We start from the raw sequence: 15,269 nt of genomic DNA on the forward strand, positions 1-15,269 counted from the left end.
CCGGCCAGAAAGCTGCCGCTATGTCCTCGACCCCGACTTCCGTCACCGTACCGGGCCCGGCCGTTCCCGCCCGGGCCCTCAAGATCCAGAGCCGGCTGCGCATGGCCGCAACCTGGGCGCTGATCAAGCCCTACTGGAAATCCGAAGACCGCCTCGCCGGGCTGGGGCTGCTGGCGCTGGTGGTGGTGCTCAACCTGGGCATCGTCTATATCAACGTGCTGCTCAACGAATGGAACCGCGTGTTCTACAACGCGCTGGAGCAGCGCGACTATGCGTCGTTCAAGGTGCTGCTGCTGCGCTTCTCGTGGATCGCGGCGTTCTTTATCGTCGCGGCGATCTCGCGCCAGTACTACACCATGATGCTGCAGATGCGCTGGCGTACCTGGATGACCGGCCGCTTCATGGGCCACTGGCTTGGGCACCAGGCCTACTACCGCATCGAACAGACCCACGCCACCGACAACCCCGACCAGCGGATCGCCGATGACCTGCGGCTGTTCACCGACGGCGCGCTGTCGCTGTCGCTGGGGCTGCTCAACTCGGTGGTGACGCTGCTGTCGTTCGTCGGCATCCTGTGGACCGTGTCGGGCCCGATCAGCTTTGCGCTGGGCGGCACCGAGTGGACCATCCCGGGCTATATGGTGTGGTTCGCCGCCGGCTATGCGGTGATCGGCTCGCTGGTGGCGCACGTGGTCGGCCGCCCGCTGATCGGGCTGAACTTCCAGCAGGAGCAATACGAAGCCGACTTCCGCTTCACGCTGGTGCGCCTGCGCGAGAACAGCGAGCCGGTGGCGCTCTACCGCGGCGAGCCGACCGAGCAGGCCGGCCTGCGCGCGCGCTTCGACCGCATCCGCGCCAACTGGAACCAGCTGATGCGCTATACGCGGCGGCTGACCTTCGTCAGTTCCGGCTATGCGCAGTTCGCCATCATCTTCCCGATCCTGGTGGCGGCGCCGCGCTACTTCGCCGGCAAGATGACGCTGGGCGGTCTGATGCAGACCAGCTCGGCGTTCGGGCAGGTGCAGGGCGCGCTGTCGTGGTTCGTCGACAGCTACGCCACGCTGGTGGGCTGGAAGGCGGCGGCCAACCGCCTGATCGATTTCCAGGAAGCGATCCGCGTGGCCGAGCGGCAGGATGCATCGCAGGACGGCAGCCGCGATATCGAGGTGGCGTACCACGGCAAGCCGGAGGATGGCATCGCCATCGACAGTCTGGCGCTGGCCTTGCCGGTGCGCGCCGCGCGCGGCGCGGCGGTGGGCCAGCGGCCGCTGGTGGCGCCGTTCTCGCTGGCGGTGGCGCCGGGCGAGCGCTGGCTGGTCAGCGGCCCGTCGGGCTGCGGCAAGAGCGTGCTGTTCCGCGCGCTGGCCGGGATCTGGCCGTACGGCAGCGGCACGGTGACCATGCCGGAGGGCGCGCGCCGGCTGTTCCTGCCGCAGCGCAGCTACCTGCCGATCGGCACGCTGGCCGATGCGCTGGCCTACCCGGACGCCGGCACCGAACATGGCAAGGACGTGCTGCAGGCGGCGCTGCGCCAGACCCGCCTGGCCGCGCTGGCGGACCAGCTCGACGTGTTCGACAACTGGTCGCTGCGGTTGTCGCCGGGCGAGCAGCAGCGCCTGGCCTTTGCGCGCGCGCTGCTGCAGCAGCCTGACTACCTGTTCCTCGACGAAGCCACCAGCGCGCTCGACGAAGACACCGAGCGCGCCATGTACCAGCTGATGGTGGAGCAGCTGCCGCACACGGCCATCGTCAGCATTGCGCACCGCAGCACCGTGGCGGCCTTCCACCAGCGCCGGCTGCGCTATGTGCCGCAGGATGGCGAAGCGGCCCGGGCTGCGCAAGCCGGCGAGCCTGGGGTAAGCTATCGGGTCGTATGCGAAGCGTGATGCGGGGCTGCCGCGGCAGCCGGTGCGGCATCATGCGGCAATCACCCTCACAAGCGCCCGTCAGCGGGCCGCGATCACCATGGCAGGCCTGGAAAAAGACACCCCCCATCCCACCGCGCTGACGGTGCACATGCAATCGCGCGTGCTCGAGATCGGCTTCGACAACGGCCGCAGCTTCCGGCTGCCGTTCGAGCTGCTGCGCGTGTATTCGCCCTCCGCCGAAGTCCAGGGCCATGGCCCGGGGCAGGAGGTGCTGCAGACCGGCAAGCGCGAGGTCGGCGTCGAGGCGGTCGAGCCGGTCGGCAACTACGCCATCCAGATCCGCTTCTCCGACGGCCACGACACCGGCATCTATTCGTGGGACCTGCTGTACCGCCTGGGCGACAACCAGGACGCGTTGTGGCAGGACTACCTGCAGCGCCTGGAAGCGGCCGGCGCCGATCGCGACACCCCGATGCCCGCCGCCGGCGGCGGGCACGGCTGCGGCCATCACTGAGCCGCCCCCGACAATCCTGGAGTCTTGAAAGATGAGTGAAACCCACTTCGGGTTCGAAAAGGTCGACGAAACGGAAAAGGCCGGCAAGGTTGCCGGCGTGTTCCATTCGGTGGCCAGCAAGTACGACGTGATGAACGACCTGATGTCGGGCGGCATGCACCGGCTGTGGAAGATGTTCACCATCGCGCAGGCCGGGGTGCGCCCGGGCCACAAGGTGCTGGACATCGCCGGCGGCACCGGAGACCTGGCCAAGGCGTTCGCGAAGCAGGCCGGCCCGACCGGGCAGGTCTGGCTGACCGACATCAACGAGTCGATGCTGCGCGTGGGTCGCGACCGGCTGCTCAACAAGGGCATCGTCACGCCGGTGGCGCTGTGCGACGCCGAGAAGATCCCGTTCCCCGACAATTACTTCGACCTGGTCACGGTCGCCTTCGGCCTGCGCAACATGACGCACAAGGACGCCGCGCTGGCCGAGATGCGCCGCGTGGTCAAGCCGGGCGGCAAGGTGATGGTGCTGGAGTTCTCCAAGGTCTGGAAACCGCTGGAGAAGGCCTACGACGTCTATTCTTTCCAGGTGCTGCCGTGGCTGGGCCAGCGCGTGGCAGGGGATGCCCCGAGCTATCGCTATCTCGCGGAATCGATCAGAATGCATCCAGACCAGGTTTCGCTTGTACGCTTAATGGAACATGCAGGCCTGGAGAATGTCGAATACTTCAATCTGACGGCCGGAGTGGTGGCGCTCCATGTCGGACGCAAGTATTGAGAACACTTGAAAGAACACTTGAAATCGCCATGCTCGCCCGTATATGGGCGAAACTGACAGGGGATAACAGCATATGTCGTCAATTCGTGGAAAATTCCTGGTGGGGTCGCTGGTCACGGCGCTGGCCGTCGGCATGGCTTTCGACGCCGAAGCCAAGCGCATGGGCGGCTCGCGCAGCATCGGCAAGCAGTCCGAGTCGGTGACCCAGCGCCAGCAGACCCAGCCCACTTCGCCCACGCAACAGGCGCAGCAACCCGCACAGCAGGCGGCACCGGCTACGGCCGGGGCAGCCGGCGCGGCCGCGGCCGCGGCGCCCAAGCGCAACTGGGGCGGCATCCTGGGCGGCATCGCCGCCGGCCTGGGTATCGGCTGGCTGCTGTCGCACTTCGGCCTGGGCGGCGCGGCGCTGACCTTCCTGTCCAACCTGATCCTGATCGCGCTGGTGGCATTCGCCGCGATCTGGCTGATCCGCAAGTTCCGCGGCGGCAGCAAGCGCACCGCGCAGCCGGCCTACGCCGGTGCCGGCCATGCGCCCAACCTGGGCCGCGACGCCGAGCCGATGTTCCGCGGCGAGCCGACGCCGCCGGTGTCGGGTAACGTGGGCAACGTGTCTGGCAGCCCGGTTCTGCCCGCCGCCGCTGGCGCCGCTGCCGCGGCTTCGGTGGCGCAGCAGCCGTGGGGCGTGCCGGCCGACTTCGACGCCGAATCCTTCCTGCGCAACGCCAAGGTCCACTTCGTGCGCCTGCAGGCCGCCTGGGATGCCGGCAACCTGGACGATATCCGCGAGTTCACCACGCCGGAAATGTTCGCCGAGATCAAGATGGACCTGGCCGAGCGCGGCGCCGAGGTCAACAAGACCGACGTGGTCACGCTCGAAGCCCAGCTGCTTGGCATCGAGTCGTCGCCGGCCCAGCACCTGGCCAGCGTGCGTTTCTCGGGCATGATCCGCGAGAAGGCGGGCGAGGCGGCGCAGCCGTTCGGCGAGGTCTGGAACCTGGCCAAGCCGGTCTCCGGCAGCGGCGGCTGGCTGCTGGCCGGGATCCAGCAAGAGTCCTGATGCCGCACCCCGCGGCGGTGATGCGCCGGGGGGAGTAGCTTAGAATGGAGGCCCACGCGAAAGCGTGGGCCTTTTTGTTTGCGACGCCGTGTCCCGCGCGTCGCCGCCTGCCCGCCATCCGCGCCGCCATGAATACTCTGCCTTCCGCCCTGGCCATGCCTGCCGTCTCGGCACTGAACCATCTGCTCGAGCAGGAGCCGTGGGCCCGCAACCAGCTGGCGCCGTTTGCCGGACGCGTGATCCGTTTCGATGCCGCCGCCTTCGAGCTGTCGCTGAAGGTGACCGAGCACGGCTGCACCGAGCTGGCGCCCGCGGCCGAGGCGCCCGCGGTGACGCTGCGCGTGCCGTTGCAGCAGTGGCCGCTGGTGGCCGCCGACGTGGCCGAAGGCGGCCAGGCCGCCGCCATGCGCCATGTGCGCATCGAAGGCGACGCCGAACTGGCCAATACGGTGTCGACGCTGGCGCGCAACCTGCGCTGGGATGCCGCCGAGGACCTGTCGCGCGCGCTGCGCGGCATCCTGGGCGGGCCGGTCAGCGACAGCGTGGCGCAGCGCGTGGTCGATGGCGCGCGCCAGGTCCATGAACAGGCCACGCGCGTGGGCCGCGCGCTGGTGGACAACGTCACCGACTACCTGCTCGACGAGCAGCCGACGCTGGTGCGCCACGCCGCGCTGGACGAGTTCGGCGCCGACGTGGGCCAGCTGCGCGACCGCCTGGCGCGGCTGGAGAAGCGGCTGGAGCGCCTGGAGCGCGGCGGCACGCCGCCTGCGCCGGGCTCCTCCGGCCCATCCGGCCAGCTGCCGTCGCCGCACCGCTGAGCCGGCCCAGCCGCGCTTTCCTTCCAATCATCCACTGACTGCCTGCCCGGCCCCGTGAAGACTCCCGAATGACCCGCCTCCTGCGCCTTGGCAAGATCCTTTTCGTCATCCTCTACTACGGCCTGGACGAGCTGGTGCTCTCGGGCTTCAGCAGCCGCAGGATCCGCTTCCTGGTACGGGTCATCACCATCGGCCGCAAGCTCGACATGCCGCGCGGCGTGCGGCTGCGGCTGGCGCTGACGCGGCTGGGTCCGATCTTCGTCAAGTTCGGCCAGGTGCTGTCGACCCGGCGCGACCTGATGCCGCCGGACATTGCCGACGAGCTGGCCAAGCTGCAGGACCAGGTGCCGCCATTCGACTCGGCGGTGGCGGTCAGGATTATCGAGCGCTCGCTCGGGCGGCCGCTGGAGCAGCTGTTCGAGACCTTCGAGCACCAGCCGGTGGCGAGCGCGTCGATCGCGCAGGTCCACTTCGCCACGCTCAGGGGCGGTCCCAGCCACGGGCGCGAGGTCGCGGTGAAGGTGCTGCGCCCCGGCATGCTGCCGGTGATCGACAGCGACCTGGCGCTGATGCGCGACATGGCCACCTGGCTCGAGCGCTTCTGGGCCGACGGCAAGCGCCTGAAGCCGCGCGAGGTGGTGGCCGAGTTCGACAAATACCTGCACGACGAGCTCGACCTGATGATCGAGGCGGCCAACGCCAGCCAGTTGCGCCGCAACTTTGCCGATACCAACCTGCTGCTGGTGCCCGAGGTGTTCTGGGACTGGTGCAGCAGCACGGTGTTCGTGATGGAGCGCATGCACGGCATCCCGATCTCGCGCACCGAATCGCTCAAGGCCGCCGGCGTCGACATGCACCAGCTGGCCGAGGAGGGCGTCGAGATCTTCTTCACCCAGGTGTTCCGCGACGGCTTCTTCCATGCCGACATGCACCCGGGCAACATCCTGGTGTCGGTGCAGCCCGAGACCTTCGGCCGTTATATCGCGCTGGACTTCGGCATCGTCGGCGCGCTGTCGGAATTCGACAAGAACTACCTGGCGCAGAACTTCATCGCCTTCTTCCGCCGCGACTACCATCGCGTGGCGCTGCTGCACGTGGAATCCGGCTGGGTCCCGCCCGAGACCCGGGTCGAAGAACTGGAAAGCGCGGTGCGCGCCTGCTGCGAGCCGTACTTCGACAAGCCGCTCAAGGAAATCTCGCTGGGCATGGTGCTGATGCGGCTGTTCCAGACCTCGCGCCGCTTCAACGTCGAGATCCAGCCGCAGCTGGTGCTGCTGCAGAAGACCCTGCTCAATATCGAAGGGCTGGGGCGCCAGCTCGACCCGGACCTGGACCTGTGGAAGACCGCCAAGCCGTTCCTGGAACGCTGGATGCACGAGCAGGTGGGCTGGCAGGGCGCATGGGAGCGGATCAAGGTCGAGGCGCCGCAGTGGGCCAAGATGCTGCCCGACTTCCCGCGCCTGGCGCACCAGTTCCTGGAGCGGCGCGCGCTCACCAGCAACGGCGAGCAGGACAAGCTGCTGGCCATGCTGGTGCTGGAGCAGCGCCGCACCAACCGGCTGCTCGGCACCGCGGTGCTGCTGGTGGGCGGCTTCGTCGCCGGCATCGTGCTCACGCACGTGCTGGGCTGGGCCGGCTACTGGTAGCCACAGGCCAATACTACAAGGGACGGAGACAGACCCATGGGCGATACCACCAGGCCGGTGCCGAGCTTCAGCACGCGCAACGCCGGCGACCCGGCGTTCTGGGACGAGCGTTTCAAGGAGGGCTTCACGCCCTGGGACCTGGGCGGCGTGCCCGAGGAATTCCGCAGCTTTATCGAGTGCCGCCAGCCGTGTCCCACGCTGGTGCCGGGCTGCGGCAACGGCTGGGAAGCGGCGTGGCTGTTCGAGCGCGGCTGGCCGGTGACGGCGATCGACTTCTCGCCGCAGGCGGTGGCGTCGGCGCGCCGCGCGCTAGGGCCGGCTGGGGCGGTGGTGCAGCAGGGTGATTTCTTCGCCTTCACGCCGCAGCCGGCGTGCGAGCTGATCTACGAGCGCGCCTTCCTGTGCGCGCTGCCGCCGGCGCTGCGCGCGGCCTATGGCGCCCGCGCGGCCGAGCTGCTGCCGCCGGGCGGGCTGCTGGCGGGCTACTTCTACCTCGGCGAGAACCGCGGCGGACCGCCGTTCGCAATGCCCCAGGCTGAGCTCGATGCGCTGCTGGCGCCGGCCTTCGAGCGCATCGAGGACCGGCCCTCGGCCGCGCCGCTGCCGGTGTTCCAGGGGCAGGAGCGCTGGCAGGTATGGCGCCGGCGCAGCGCCTGAAGCCGCCCCGGGGCAGGCCGCCCTGTGGCGAGGGCGGTGCCCTGCGTGGCGCATTCGCGCCAGCGGGGAATTTTTTTCGCCCGCGCCGGTCTGCGTCGCTATAATCCGCGTTTTGATTCGGCTACGACCGCGGGCCCCCGCCGCGTTGCCCGCCTCGTCGGGACGCGCCAGGCACCCCGATATGCGGCCCCGACCGATGAATTGGACTCCGGGCCCCGCGCGCGCACCAGCGCCCAGCCGCCCGGCATTCGGTTTCTCGCCACAAGGGCACCTTCTGCATAGGGCAGCGGCATGCTGATCTGGTTTGTCATCATCTACTGGGTAATCTCGGTCGGCATCGGCCTGTGGGCGGCGCTGCGCGTACGCAACACCACCGATTTCGCCGTTGCCGGGCGCAGCCTGCCGTTCCATATCGTCACCGCCACCGTCTTCGCCACCTGGTTTGGCTCGGAGACGGTGCTGGGCATCCCCGCCGTGTTCCTGAAGGAAGGCCTGTCGGGCGTGGTGTCGGACCCGTTCGGGTCGTCGCTGTGCCTGATCCTGGTCGGACTGTTCTTTGCCCGGCCGCTGTACCGGATGAACCTGCTGACCATCGGCGACTACTACCACAACCGCTATGGCCGGCTGGCCGAGGTGCTGACCACGCTGTGCATCGTGGTCTCCTACCTGGGCTGGGTGGCGGCGCAGATCAAGGCGCTGGGGCTGGTGTTCTATACCGTGTCGGACGGCGCGCTGTCGCAGGAGGCCGGCATGATGATCGGCGCCGCCAGCGTGCTGGTCTATACGCTGTTCGGCGGCATGTGGTCGGTGGCGATCACCGACTTCATCCAGATGATCATCATCGTGATCGGCATGATGTATATCGGCTACGAGGTCAGCGGCCAGGCTGGCGGCGTGACGGCGGTGGTGTCGCACGCGGCCGCGGCCGGCAAGTTCGAGTTCCTGCCGTCGCTGGATTTCGTGCAGATCATCGGCTTCGCGGCGGCGCTGTTCACCATGATGCTGGGCTCGATCCCGCAGCAGGACGTGTTCCAGCGGGTGACCTCGTCGCGCACCGAGCAGATCGCCGGGCGCGCGTCGGTGCTGGGCGGCGTGCTGTACTTCGGCTTCGCCTTTATCCCGATGTTCCTGGCGTACTCGGCCACGCTGATCGATCCGGGCATGGTGGCGAAGTACATCGACACCGATTCGCAGCTGATCCTGCCGCAGCTGATCCTGCAGCACGCGCCGATGTTCGCGCAGGTGATGTTCTTTGGCGCGCTGCTGTCGGCGATCAAGAGCTGCGCCTCGGCGACGCTGCTGGCGCCGTCGGTGACCTTTGCCGAAAACATCCTGCGGCCGTACTTTCGCCATCTCGACGACAAGCAGTTCCTGCGCGTGATGCAGACCGTGGTGCTGGTGTTCACCACGCTGGTGACGCTGTTCGCGCTGAACTCGCACCTGTCGATCTTCCATATGGTCGAAAATGCCTACAAGGTCACGCTGGTGTCGTCGTTCGTGCCGCTGGCCTTCGGCATGTTCTGGAAGCACGCCACCCGCCAGGGCGGGCTGGCCGCGATCCTGCTGGGGCTGTCGTCGTGGCTGACCTGCGAGATCGCCTTTGCCGATGCCGTGGTGCCGCCGCAGATGGTCGGCCTGCTGTTCTCGATCAGCGGCATGGTGATCGGCTCGCTGCTGCCGCAGTGGATTGCAGATCACGCGCCGGTCAAGGAAGTCCATATCGCCTGACGGCGCGGGGGCGCCCACCCCCTTATTTCGGGCGATCAGGCAGCCCCGGAACGGTTTATAATTCAAGGCTTTGCATCGCCGCGCGGGATATTCCCGCGGCCGCCCCGGCTGGCGGCGATGCCTGCCCTGGTACCGATTCCCAAGTTTTCTCGCGAAATAACACCATGCCGATCTATGCCTACCGTTGCGACGCCTGCGGCCACGGGCGCGATGTGCTGCAGAAAATGAGCGATGCCCCGCTGACGGACTGCCCGTCGTGCGGCGCCGCCGGCGCGTTCAAGAAGCAGCTGACCGCTGCCGGCTTCCAGCTCAAGGGCTCCGGCTGGTATGTGACCGACTTCCGCGGCGGCAGCGGCGGCGCCAGCGCGCCCGCGGCCACCGGCGGCACTGCCGCGGCTGCGGCGAGTGCGCCGGCGGCGGCCGAAGCGTCGTCGGGCGGCACGGCTGCAGCGAGCGCGGCGCCGGCCGCCGGCGGTTGCGGCAGCGCCTGCGCCTGCCACTGAGCCGGACCCGCCCCGTGGTAGCCAAGAAGACTTCCGCCCTGAAAACCTGGTTCCTGACCGGGCTGCTGGTACTGGTGCCGCTGGGCATCACGCTGTGGGTGCTGAGCCTGATCATCGGCACGATGGACCAGAGCCTGGCGCTGCTGCCCGAGGCCTGGCGGCCGGACCGGCTGATGTTCGGCAAGCGCGTGACCGGCCTCGGTGCCATCCTGACGCTGCTGTTCATCCTGCTGGTCGGGCTGCTGGCGCATAACTTCATCGGCCAGCGCCTGGTGCGCTGGTGGGAAGCGCTGCTGGGCCATATCCCGGTGGTGGGCCCGATCTACACCAGCGTCAAGCAGGTCTCGGACACGCTGCTGTCGTCGTCGGGCAATGCCTTCCGCAAGGCGCTGCTGGTGCAGTACCCGCGCGAGGGCTCGTGGACCATCGCCTTCCTGACCGGACGCCCCGGCGGCGACGTGCAGAACCACCTGCAAGGCGAATACGTCAGCGTCTACGTGCCGACCACCCCCAATCCGACCTCGGGCTTCTTCCTGATGATGCCCAAGGCCGACACCATCGAACTCGACATGACCGTCGACGCCGCGCTCAAGTACATCGTCTCGATGGGCGTGGTGGCACCGGCCGAATTGCCGCGCAAGAACGGCAGCGCGCCCCGGCCGGCGGCTCCGTCCAGTGCGGCGAGTGCGGCCGGCAGGTCCAGCAGCGAGGAACCGGTCCAGACCACCGATCCTTGAGCCTCCAATCTGATCACGGGCTGCGCGATGCAATCGGGCAGCCGCGTTTTACCGGGAATCTCCTTATGTCCTCCATGCGTACTCACTACTGCGGTCTGGTGACCGAACAATTCTCGGGCCAGGAAGTGGCCCTGACCGGCTGGGTCCAGCGCCGCCGCGACCATGGCGGCGTGATCTTCATCGACCTGCGCGACCGCGAGGGCCTGGTGCAGGTGGTGTGCGACCCGGATCGCCCCGAGATGTTCAAGGCCGCGGAAGAGATCCGCAACGAGTTCTGCATCCGCATCACCGGCAAGGTGCGCCCGCGCCCGGCCGGCACCGAGAACGCCAACCTGACCTCGGGCAAGATCGAGGTGCTGTGCCACGAGCTGACCGTGCTGAACCCGTCGGTCACGCCGCCGTTCCAGCTCGATGACGACAACCTGTCGGAAACCACGCGCCTGACGCACCGCGTGCTCGACCTGCGCCGCCCGCAGATGCAGTACAACCTGCGCCTGCGCTACAAGGTGGCGATGGAAGTGCGCAAGTTCCTGGACGCGCAGGGCTTCATCGACATCGAGACCCCGATGCTGGGCAAGAGCACGCCCGAAGGCGCGCGCGACTACCTGGTGCCGTCGCGCGTGAACCCGGGGCACTTCTTCGCGCTGCCGCAATCGCCGCAGATCTTCAAGCAGATGCTGATGGTGTCGGGCTTCGACCGCTACTACCAGATCACCAAGTGCTTCCGCGACGAAGACCTGCGCGCCGACCGCCAGCCCGAATTCACGCAGATCGACTGCGAGACCTCGTTCCTGACCGAGCAGGAAATCCGCGACCTGTTCGAGGACATGATGCGCACGGTGTTCAAGAACGCCATCGACGTCGACCTCGACGCGAAATTCCCGGTGATGGAGTTCCGCGAGGCCATGGCGCGCTTCGGCTCGGACAAGCCTGACCTGCGCGTCAAGCTGGAATTCACCGAGCTGACCGAGGTGATGAAGGACGTCGACTTCAAGGTGTTCTCGGGTCCGGCCAACAGCGACAACGGCCGCGTGGTCGGCCTGCGCGTGCCGGGCGGCGGCGCCATCTCGCGCGGCGAGATCGACGCCTACACCCAGTTCGTCGGCATCTACGGCGCCAAGGGCCTGGCCTGGATCAAGGTCAACGAAGTCGCCAAGGGCCGCGACGGTCTGCAGTCGCCGATCGTCAAGAACCTGCACGACGCCGCCATTGCCGAGATCCTGAAGCGCACCGGCGCCCAGGACGGCGACATCATCTTCTTCGGCGCCGACAAGGCCAAGGTGGTCAACGACTCGATCGGCGCGCTGCGCCTGAAGATCGGCCATTCGGACTTCGGCAAGGCCAACGGCCTGTTCGAGGACGCCTGGAAGCCGCTGTGGGTGGTGGACTTCCCGATGTTCGAGTACGACGAGGAAGACGCGCGCTGGGTGGCGATGCACCATCCGTTCACCAGCCCCAAGGACGAGCACCTGGAATACCTCGAGACCGACCCGGGCAAGTGCCTGGCCAAGGCCTACGACATGGTGCTGAACGGCTGGGAAATGGGCGGCGGCTCGGTGCGGATCTTCCGCTCGGACATCCAGAGCAAGGTGTTCCGCGCGCTCAAGATCAACGACGAGGAAGCCCGCGCCAAGTTCGGCTACCTGCTCGACGCGCTGCAGTACGGCGCGCCCCCGCACGGCGGCCTGGCCTTCGGCCTGGACCGCATCGTCACCATGATGGCCGGCGCCGATTCGATCCGCGACGTGATCGCCTTCCCCAAGACCCAGCGCGCACAGGACCTGCTGACGCAGGCGCCGAGCTCGGTCGACGAGAAGCAGCTGCGCGAGCTGCATATCCGCCTGCGCACCGCCGAGCCGAAGCCCAACGCCTGACCGGGCCCGGTTCGATCCGCAAGAAAGCCGCGCGAATGCGCGGCTTTTTTTCTTGATGCGCAATGCCGGCGCCACGGCGCATTGGTTTCGATTTGTTACCGGTCGGAACGAAGGCGGCGGCGGGTCGGTCTCCTTCCTTTGACACGCAATTTGCCGAGGGGCCCTGTCATGAAGGTTCCCGGCACTCGGGAGGAAATTCGTGAACCTGAACCTGGATACCGAACTGATCCGCCAGTTCCTGCTGGCCCACCAGGAGACCATCCTGACCTGGCTGGCGGCGGGGCTGATCATGATGCTGCTGGCCCGTTTCGAGCTGCGTCGCGCCCAGCGCCGCGCGGCGCAGGCCATGTCCGAATCGGTGGCCACCACGGTGGCCGCCTGCGTGCCGGACATCGCCCACGCGGTGCAGGCGGCGTCGCCCCAGGCGGTGGCCGAGCCGGTCGAGATGCAGCGCGCCGAAGCCCTGCGCCGGCTGGCGCTGGACACCGTCGGCGTGGTGATGACGCGCGGGCGCTGGCTGGACGAACTCGGCAACCTGCGCCTGGCCGACGATGCCCTGCTTGCCGGCCAGCGCGCCGATGGCGCTGATCCGCTGCTGGTGGTGGCGCCGCAACCGGTGGTGCAGGCCTACCTCGATGCGCAGCGCGTGTTCGAGGACGAGGCCGCGCAGGTGCAGGCGCTGCGCCGCGACGCCCAGCGCGTGCAGGAGGCGCTGCAGGCGCTGGACGCCGAGGCCGCCCATATCGAGCAGGAAACCGGCAGCATCGTGCTGCGCTTCGAGCAGGTCAACGCGCAGGCGGCGCAGGGCATGGATGGCGGCGATTACCAGCGCTTCCTGATCCAGAAGTACAACACGCTGGGCCAGCGCGAGAAGGAAATCGCGCAGGAACGCACGCGGTTGCAGGGCGAAGCGCGGCAGCGCGCCGAGGCCCTGGCCACCCACGCGCATGCCGCCTCCAGGCGCTACCGCCACGCGCTGGCGCCGCTGATGGAGCAGCTGCGCGCGGCCTGGGGCCATGGCGAATCGCCGCAGGTGTTCGACACCTGGCAGCGCCACGGCAGCACCGAACCCTACCTGGCCCCGCACGGCATGCAGGGCGCGCGCAGCGCCGCCTGATCAGTGCAGAATTTGCGGCGCCCGCGCACGGGCGCCGCGGCGCTTTCCCGTGGCAAGCGCGCGCGCCTGCGCTATCCTTGGGTTTGTCCTTTGGCCCAGACCCATGTCATACAAGATCCCGGAATCCGTGCTGGTGGTGATTTACACGCCAGATCTTCAAGTCTTGCTGCTGGAACGCGCCGATCGCCCCGGGTTCTGGCAGTCCGTCACCGGCAGCCTCGACACCCTGGACGAACCCCTGGCCCTGACCGCCGCGCGTGAAGTGGCCGAGGAAACCGGCATCATCGCCGGCGAGCACCAGCTGAGCGACTGGGGCCACACCATCCAGTACGACATCTACCCGCAGTGGCGCCACCGCTACGCCGAAGGGGTGACGCGCAATACCGAGCACTGGTTCGGCCTGCGCGTCGCCGAGGCCCTACCGGTGACGCTGGCGCCACGTGAACACCTGCAGTACAAGTGGCTGCCGTGGCAGCAGGCGGCGCAACAGTGCTTTTCCAGCAGCAATGCCGATGCCATCCGCCAGCTGGGATGGCGCGCGGGCGGTGCCGATGCGCAGGATGAAGCGGACGCAGCGGACGATGCGCGAGCATCCGGCAGTGATGCCAGCCACCACGCCGCCGTCGGAGGGCAGCCATGAAGCTGCGCGTGGTCACCTACAACATCCACAAGGGAGTGACCGGCATCGCGCGGCGCCCGCGCATCCAGAACGTGCGTGCCGGCTTGCATGCGATGGACGCGGACATCGTCTTCCTGCAGGAAGTGCAGGACCGCAACGACCGCCTGGTGGCGGCGGCGCTGTTCGACCCCGAACACACTCAGCTCAACTACCTTGCCACCGACGCCTATCCGCATTCGGTCTACGGCCGCAATGCGGTCTACGACTACGGCCATCACGGCAACGCAATCCTGTCGCGCCATCCGATCCTGATGTCCGAGAACCTCGATATTTCCGACCACCGCTTCGAGCAGCGCGGGCTGCTGCACGCGGTGGCGGACGTGCACGGCGTCGAGACCCACCTGATCTGCGTGCATTTCGGCCTGTTCGCGCGCAGCCGCGCGCGCCAGGCCGAGGCGCTGGTGGAGCGGGTGCAGAACGTGGTGCCGGCGGGCGTGCCGCTGGTGATCGCCGGCGACTTCAACGACTGGAACCATCGGCTCGACGCGCAGATCTGCAATACCCTCGGCGCGGTCGAGGCCTCGCACGCGCGCGGCGCGCGGCTGCATACCTTTCCCAGCCATATGCCGTGGTGGCAGCTCGACCGCATCTACGTGCGCGGCTACGAGATCGAGCGCGCCCACGCGCTGACCGGCCGCGACTGGGCGCAACGCTCCGACCACGTGCCGCTGGTCGCGGAGCTCGGCCATCCGCTGGGCGAAATGGTGGAGCGGGACGCGCCCGCGGACAAGGCCGCCTGAGGACGCCTGGGGCTACGTGCGGTCAGCCCGCGCCGCTCTCGGGGTCGGGCAGGGGATAGTCGCGGATAAAGGCGAACACCGCCTGCGCATCGTTCAGGTCCAGCACCGGCAGCGTGGTCATGGCGGCGACGGTGGCGGGATCGTCGCTCGCCACGGCCACCACGCCCGGCACTTCGTCCCACAGCGGCGCACGGCCCAGCGCGGGGCGGAACACCTCCAGCTTGGGAAAATCGCTGCGCTTGTAGCCTTCCACCAGCACCAGGTCGGTGTCGGGCGGCAGCACCGCGAGCGCATCGTCGAGTTCGGGCGAAGGCACGGACTCGGGGTAATGGCGCATCAGCGTCAGGTGGCGCGCGCCGACCAGCACGACGTTGGCGCAGCCGGCCGCGCGCATGCGCCACGAGTCCTTGCCGGGCGTGTCGGGATCGAAGCCGTGGTGGGTGTGCTTGACGCCGGCCACGCGCAGGCCTGCGCCGACGAAGCAGGGGATGAGCTGGTCCAGCAGCGTGGTCTTGCCGCTGCCGGACGAGCCGGTAATGCCGAATACCTTCACCATGGGTTCCGTAGG

At 68.2% G+C, this 15,269-nt stretch carries 15 protein-coding genes; 14 read left to right on the top strand and 1 reads right to left on the bottom strand.

Translation table 11 applies throughout. The features are described from left to right. Nucleotides 1–20 precede the first annotated feature (20 nt). From C7416_RS08920 to C7416_RS08985, 14 genes are all read left to right on the top strand, one after another. Nucleotides 21–1,886 carry an ABC transporter ATP-binding protein/permease gene (locus C7416_RS08920; protein WP_111518317.1) on the top strand — a complete coding sequence of 622 codons (1,866 nt, stop codon included), beginning with the start codon at nucleotides 21–23 and terminating at the stop codon, nucleotides 1,884–1,886. Between the two features lie 79 nt (nucleotides 1,887–1,965). Continuing rightward, nucleotides 1,966–2,382, top strand: coding sequence for a gamma-butyrobetaine hydroxylase family protein (locus C7416_RS08925; protein WP_111518319.1), 417 nt, complete (start codon nucleotides 1,966–1,968; stop codon nucleotides 2,380–2,382). Nucleotides 2,383–2,413: 31 nt separating this feature from the next. Beyond that, nucleotides 2,414–3,145, top strand: a complete 732-nt coding sequence (ubiE, locus tag C7416_RS08930; protein WP_111518321.1) for a bifunctional demethylmenaquinone methyltransferase/2-methoxy-6-polyprenyl-1,4-benzoquinol methylase UbiE — start codon at nucleotides 2,414–2,416, stop codon at nucleotides 3,143–3,145. Nucleotides 3,146–3,218: 73 nt separating this feature from the next. Next, nucleotides 3,219–4,202: a Tim44 domain-containing protein gene (locus tag C7416_RS08935; protein ID WP_111518323.1), complete on the top strand. Its 984-nt coding sequence runs from the start codon at nucleotides 3,219–3,221 to the stop codon at nucleotides 4,200–4,202. 128 nt (nucleotides 4,203–4,330) lie between these two features. Continuing rightward, nucleotides 4,331–5,020, top strand: a complete 690-nt coding sequence (locus tag C7416_RS08940) for a ubiquinone biosynthesis accessory factor UbiJ (RefSeq protein WP_111518325.1) — start codon at nucleotides 4,331–4,333, stop codon at nucleotides 5,018–5,020. 68 nt (nucleotides 5,021–5,088) lie between these two features. Further along, entirely contained in the window at nucleotides 5,089–6,666 is a 1,578-nt protein-coding gene (gene ubiB / locus C7416_RS08945; protein WP_111518326.1) for a ubiquinone biosynthesis regulatory protein kinase UbiB, read from the top strand. Nucleotides 6,667–6,702: 36 nt separating this feature from the next. Continuing rightward, nucleotides 6,703–7,323 (top strand): methyltransferase domain-containing protein, encoded by a 621-nt coding sequence (locus tag C7416_RS08950; protein WP_111518328.1) that lies wholly within the window; start codon nucleotides 6,703–6,705, stop codon nucleotides 7,321–7,323. A 291-nt stretch (nucleotides 7,324–7,614) separates the two neighbouring features. Then, nucleotides 7,615–9,051, top strand: coding sequence for a high affinity choline transporter 1 (locus tag C7416_RS08955; protein ID WP_111518330.1), 1,437 nt, complete (start codon nucleotides 7,615–7,617; stop codon nucleotides 9,049–9,051). A gap of 164 nt (nucleotides 9,052–9,215) precedes the next feature. Further along, the gene (locus C7416_RS08960) at nucleotides 9,216–9,554 is read left to right on the top strand and encodes an FmdB family zinc ribbon protein (protein ID WP_111518332.1); all 339 of its coding nucleotides are present in this window, start codon (nucleotides 9,216–9,218) and stop codon (nucleotides 9,552–9,554) included. A 14-nt stretch (nucleotides 9,555–9,568) separates the two neighbouring features. After that, a complete protein-coding gene (locus C7416_RS08965; protein ID WP_111519039.1) occupies nucleotides 9,569–10,291 on the top strand; it encodes a DUF502 domain-containing protein in 723 nt (240 codons plus the stop codon). Between the two features lie 65 nt (nucleotides 10,292–10,356). Next, entirely contained in the window at nucleotides 10,357–12,165 is a 1,809-nt protein-coding gene (gene aspS, locus C7416_RS08970; RefSeq protein ID WP_111518334.1) for an aspartate--tRNA ligase, read from the top strand. A 205-nt stretch (nucleotides 12,166–12,370) separates the two neighbouring features. Next, nucleotides 12,371–13,282: a hypothetical protein gene (locus C7416_RS08975; protein ID WP_111519040.1), complete on the top strand. Its 912-nt coding sequence runs from the start codon at nucleotides 12,371–12,373 to the stop codon at nucleotides 13,280–13,282. A 103-nt stretch (nucleotides 13,283–13,385) separates the two neighbouring features. Then, nucleotides 13,386–13,922 (top strand): dihydroneopterin triphosphate diphosphatase, encoded by a 537-nt coding sequence (gene nudB / locus C7416_RS08980; protein WP_111518336.1) that lies wholly within the window; start codon nucleotides 13,386–13,388, stop codon nucleotides 13,920–13,922. Further along, nucleotides 13,919–14,701 carry an endonuclease/exonuclease/phosphatase family protein gene (locus tag C7416_RS08985; RefSeq protein ID WP_062796766.1) on the top strand — a complete coding sequence of 261 codons (783 nt, stop codon included), beginning with the start codon at nucleotides 13,919–13,921 and terminating at the stop codon, nucleotides 14,699–14,701. Before nudB ends, C7416_RS08985 begins: the two co-directional genes overlap by 4 nt. A 22-nt stretch (nucleotides 14,702–14,723) precedes the next feature. On the opposite strand, the gene mobB is transcribed toward C7416_RS08985, so the two are convergent. After that, entirely contained in the window at nucleotides 14,724–15,254 is a 531-nt protein-coding gene (gene mobB, locus C7416_RS08990; RefSeq protein ID WP_111519041.1) for a molybdopterin-guanine dinucleotide biosynthesis protein B, read from the bottom strand. Nucleotides 15,255–15,269 lie beyond the last annotated feature (15 nt).

The organism is Cupriavidus phytorum, assembly GCF_003254285.1.
Taxonomy (GTDB): Bacteria; Pseudomonadota; Gammaproteobacteria; order Burkholderiales; family Burkholderiaceae; genus Cupriavidus; species Cupriavidus phytorum.

What these genes read in the sequence shown, in the direction of transcription:
- C7416_RS08920 (WP_111518317.1), top strand. Translation starts at nt 21, where the DNA reads ATGTCCTCGACCCCGACTTCCGTCACCGTACCGGGCCCGGCCGTTCCC.
- C7416_RS08925 (WP_111518319.1), top strand. Translation starts at nt 1,966, where the DNA reads ATGGCAGGCCTGGAAAAAGACACCCCCCATCCCACCGCGCTGACGGTG.
- ubiE (WP_111518321.1), top strand. Translation starts at nt 2,414, where the DNA reads ATGAGTGAAACCCACTTCGGGTTCGAAAAGGTCGACGAAACGGAAAAG.
- C7416_RS08935 (WP_111518323.1), top strand. Translation starts at nt 3,219, where the DNA reads ATGTCGTCAATTCGTGGAAAATTCCTGGTGGGGTCGCTGGTCACGGCG.
- C7416_RS08940 (WP_111518325.1), top strand. Translation starts at nt 4,331, where the DNA reads ATGAATACTCTGCCTTCCGCCCTGGCCATGCCTGCCGTCTCGGCACTG.
- ubiB (WP_111518326.1), top strand. Translation starts at nt 5,089, where the DNA reads ATGACCCGCCTCCTGCGCCTTGGCAAGATCCTTTTCGTCATCCTCTAC.
- C7416_RS08950 (WP_111518328.1), top strand. Translation starts at nt 6,703, where the DNA reads ATGGGCGATACCACCAGGCCGGTGCCGAGCTTCAGCACGCGCAACGCC.
- C7416_RS08955 (WP_111518330.1), top strand. Translation starts at nt 7,615, where the DNA reads ATGCTGATCTGGTTTGTCATCATCTACTGGGTAATCTCGGTCGGCATC.
- C7416_RS08960 (WP_111518332.1), top strand. Translation starts at nt 9,216, where the DNA reads ATGCCGATCTATGCCTACCGTTGCGACGCCTGCGGCCACGGGCGCGAT.
- aspS (WP_111518334.1), top strand. Translation starts at nt 10,357, where the DNA reads ATGTCCTCCATGCGTACTCACTACTGCGGTCTGGTGACCGAACAATTC.
- nudB (WP_111518336.1), top strand. Translation starts at nt 13,386, where the DNA reads ATGTCATACAAGATCCCGGAATCCGTGCTGGTGGTGATTTACACGCCA.
- C7416_RS08985 (WP_062796766.1), top strand. Translation starts at nt 13,919, where the DNA reads ATGAAGCTGCGCGTGGTCACCTACAACATCCACAAGGGAGTGACCGGC.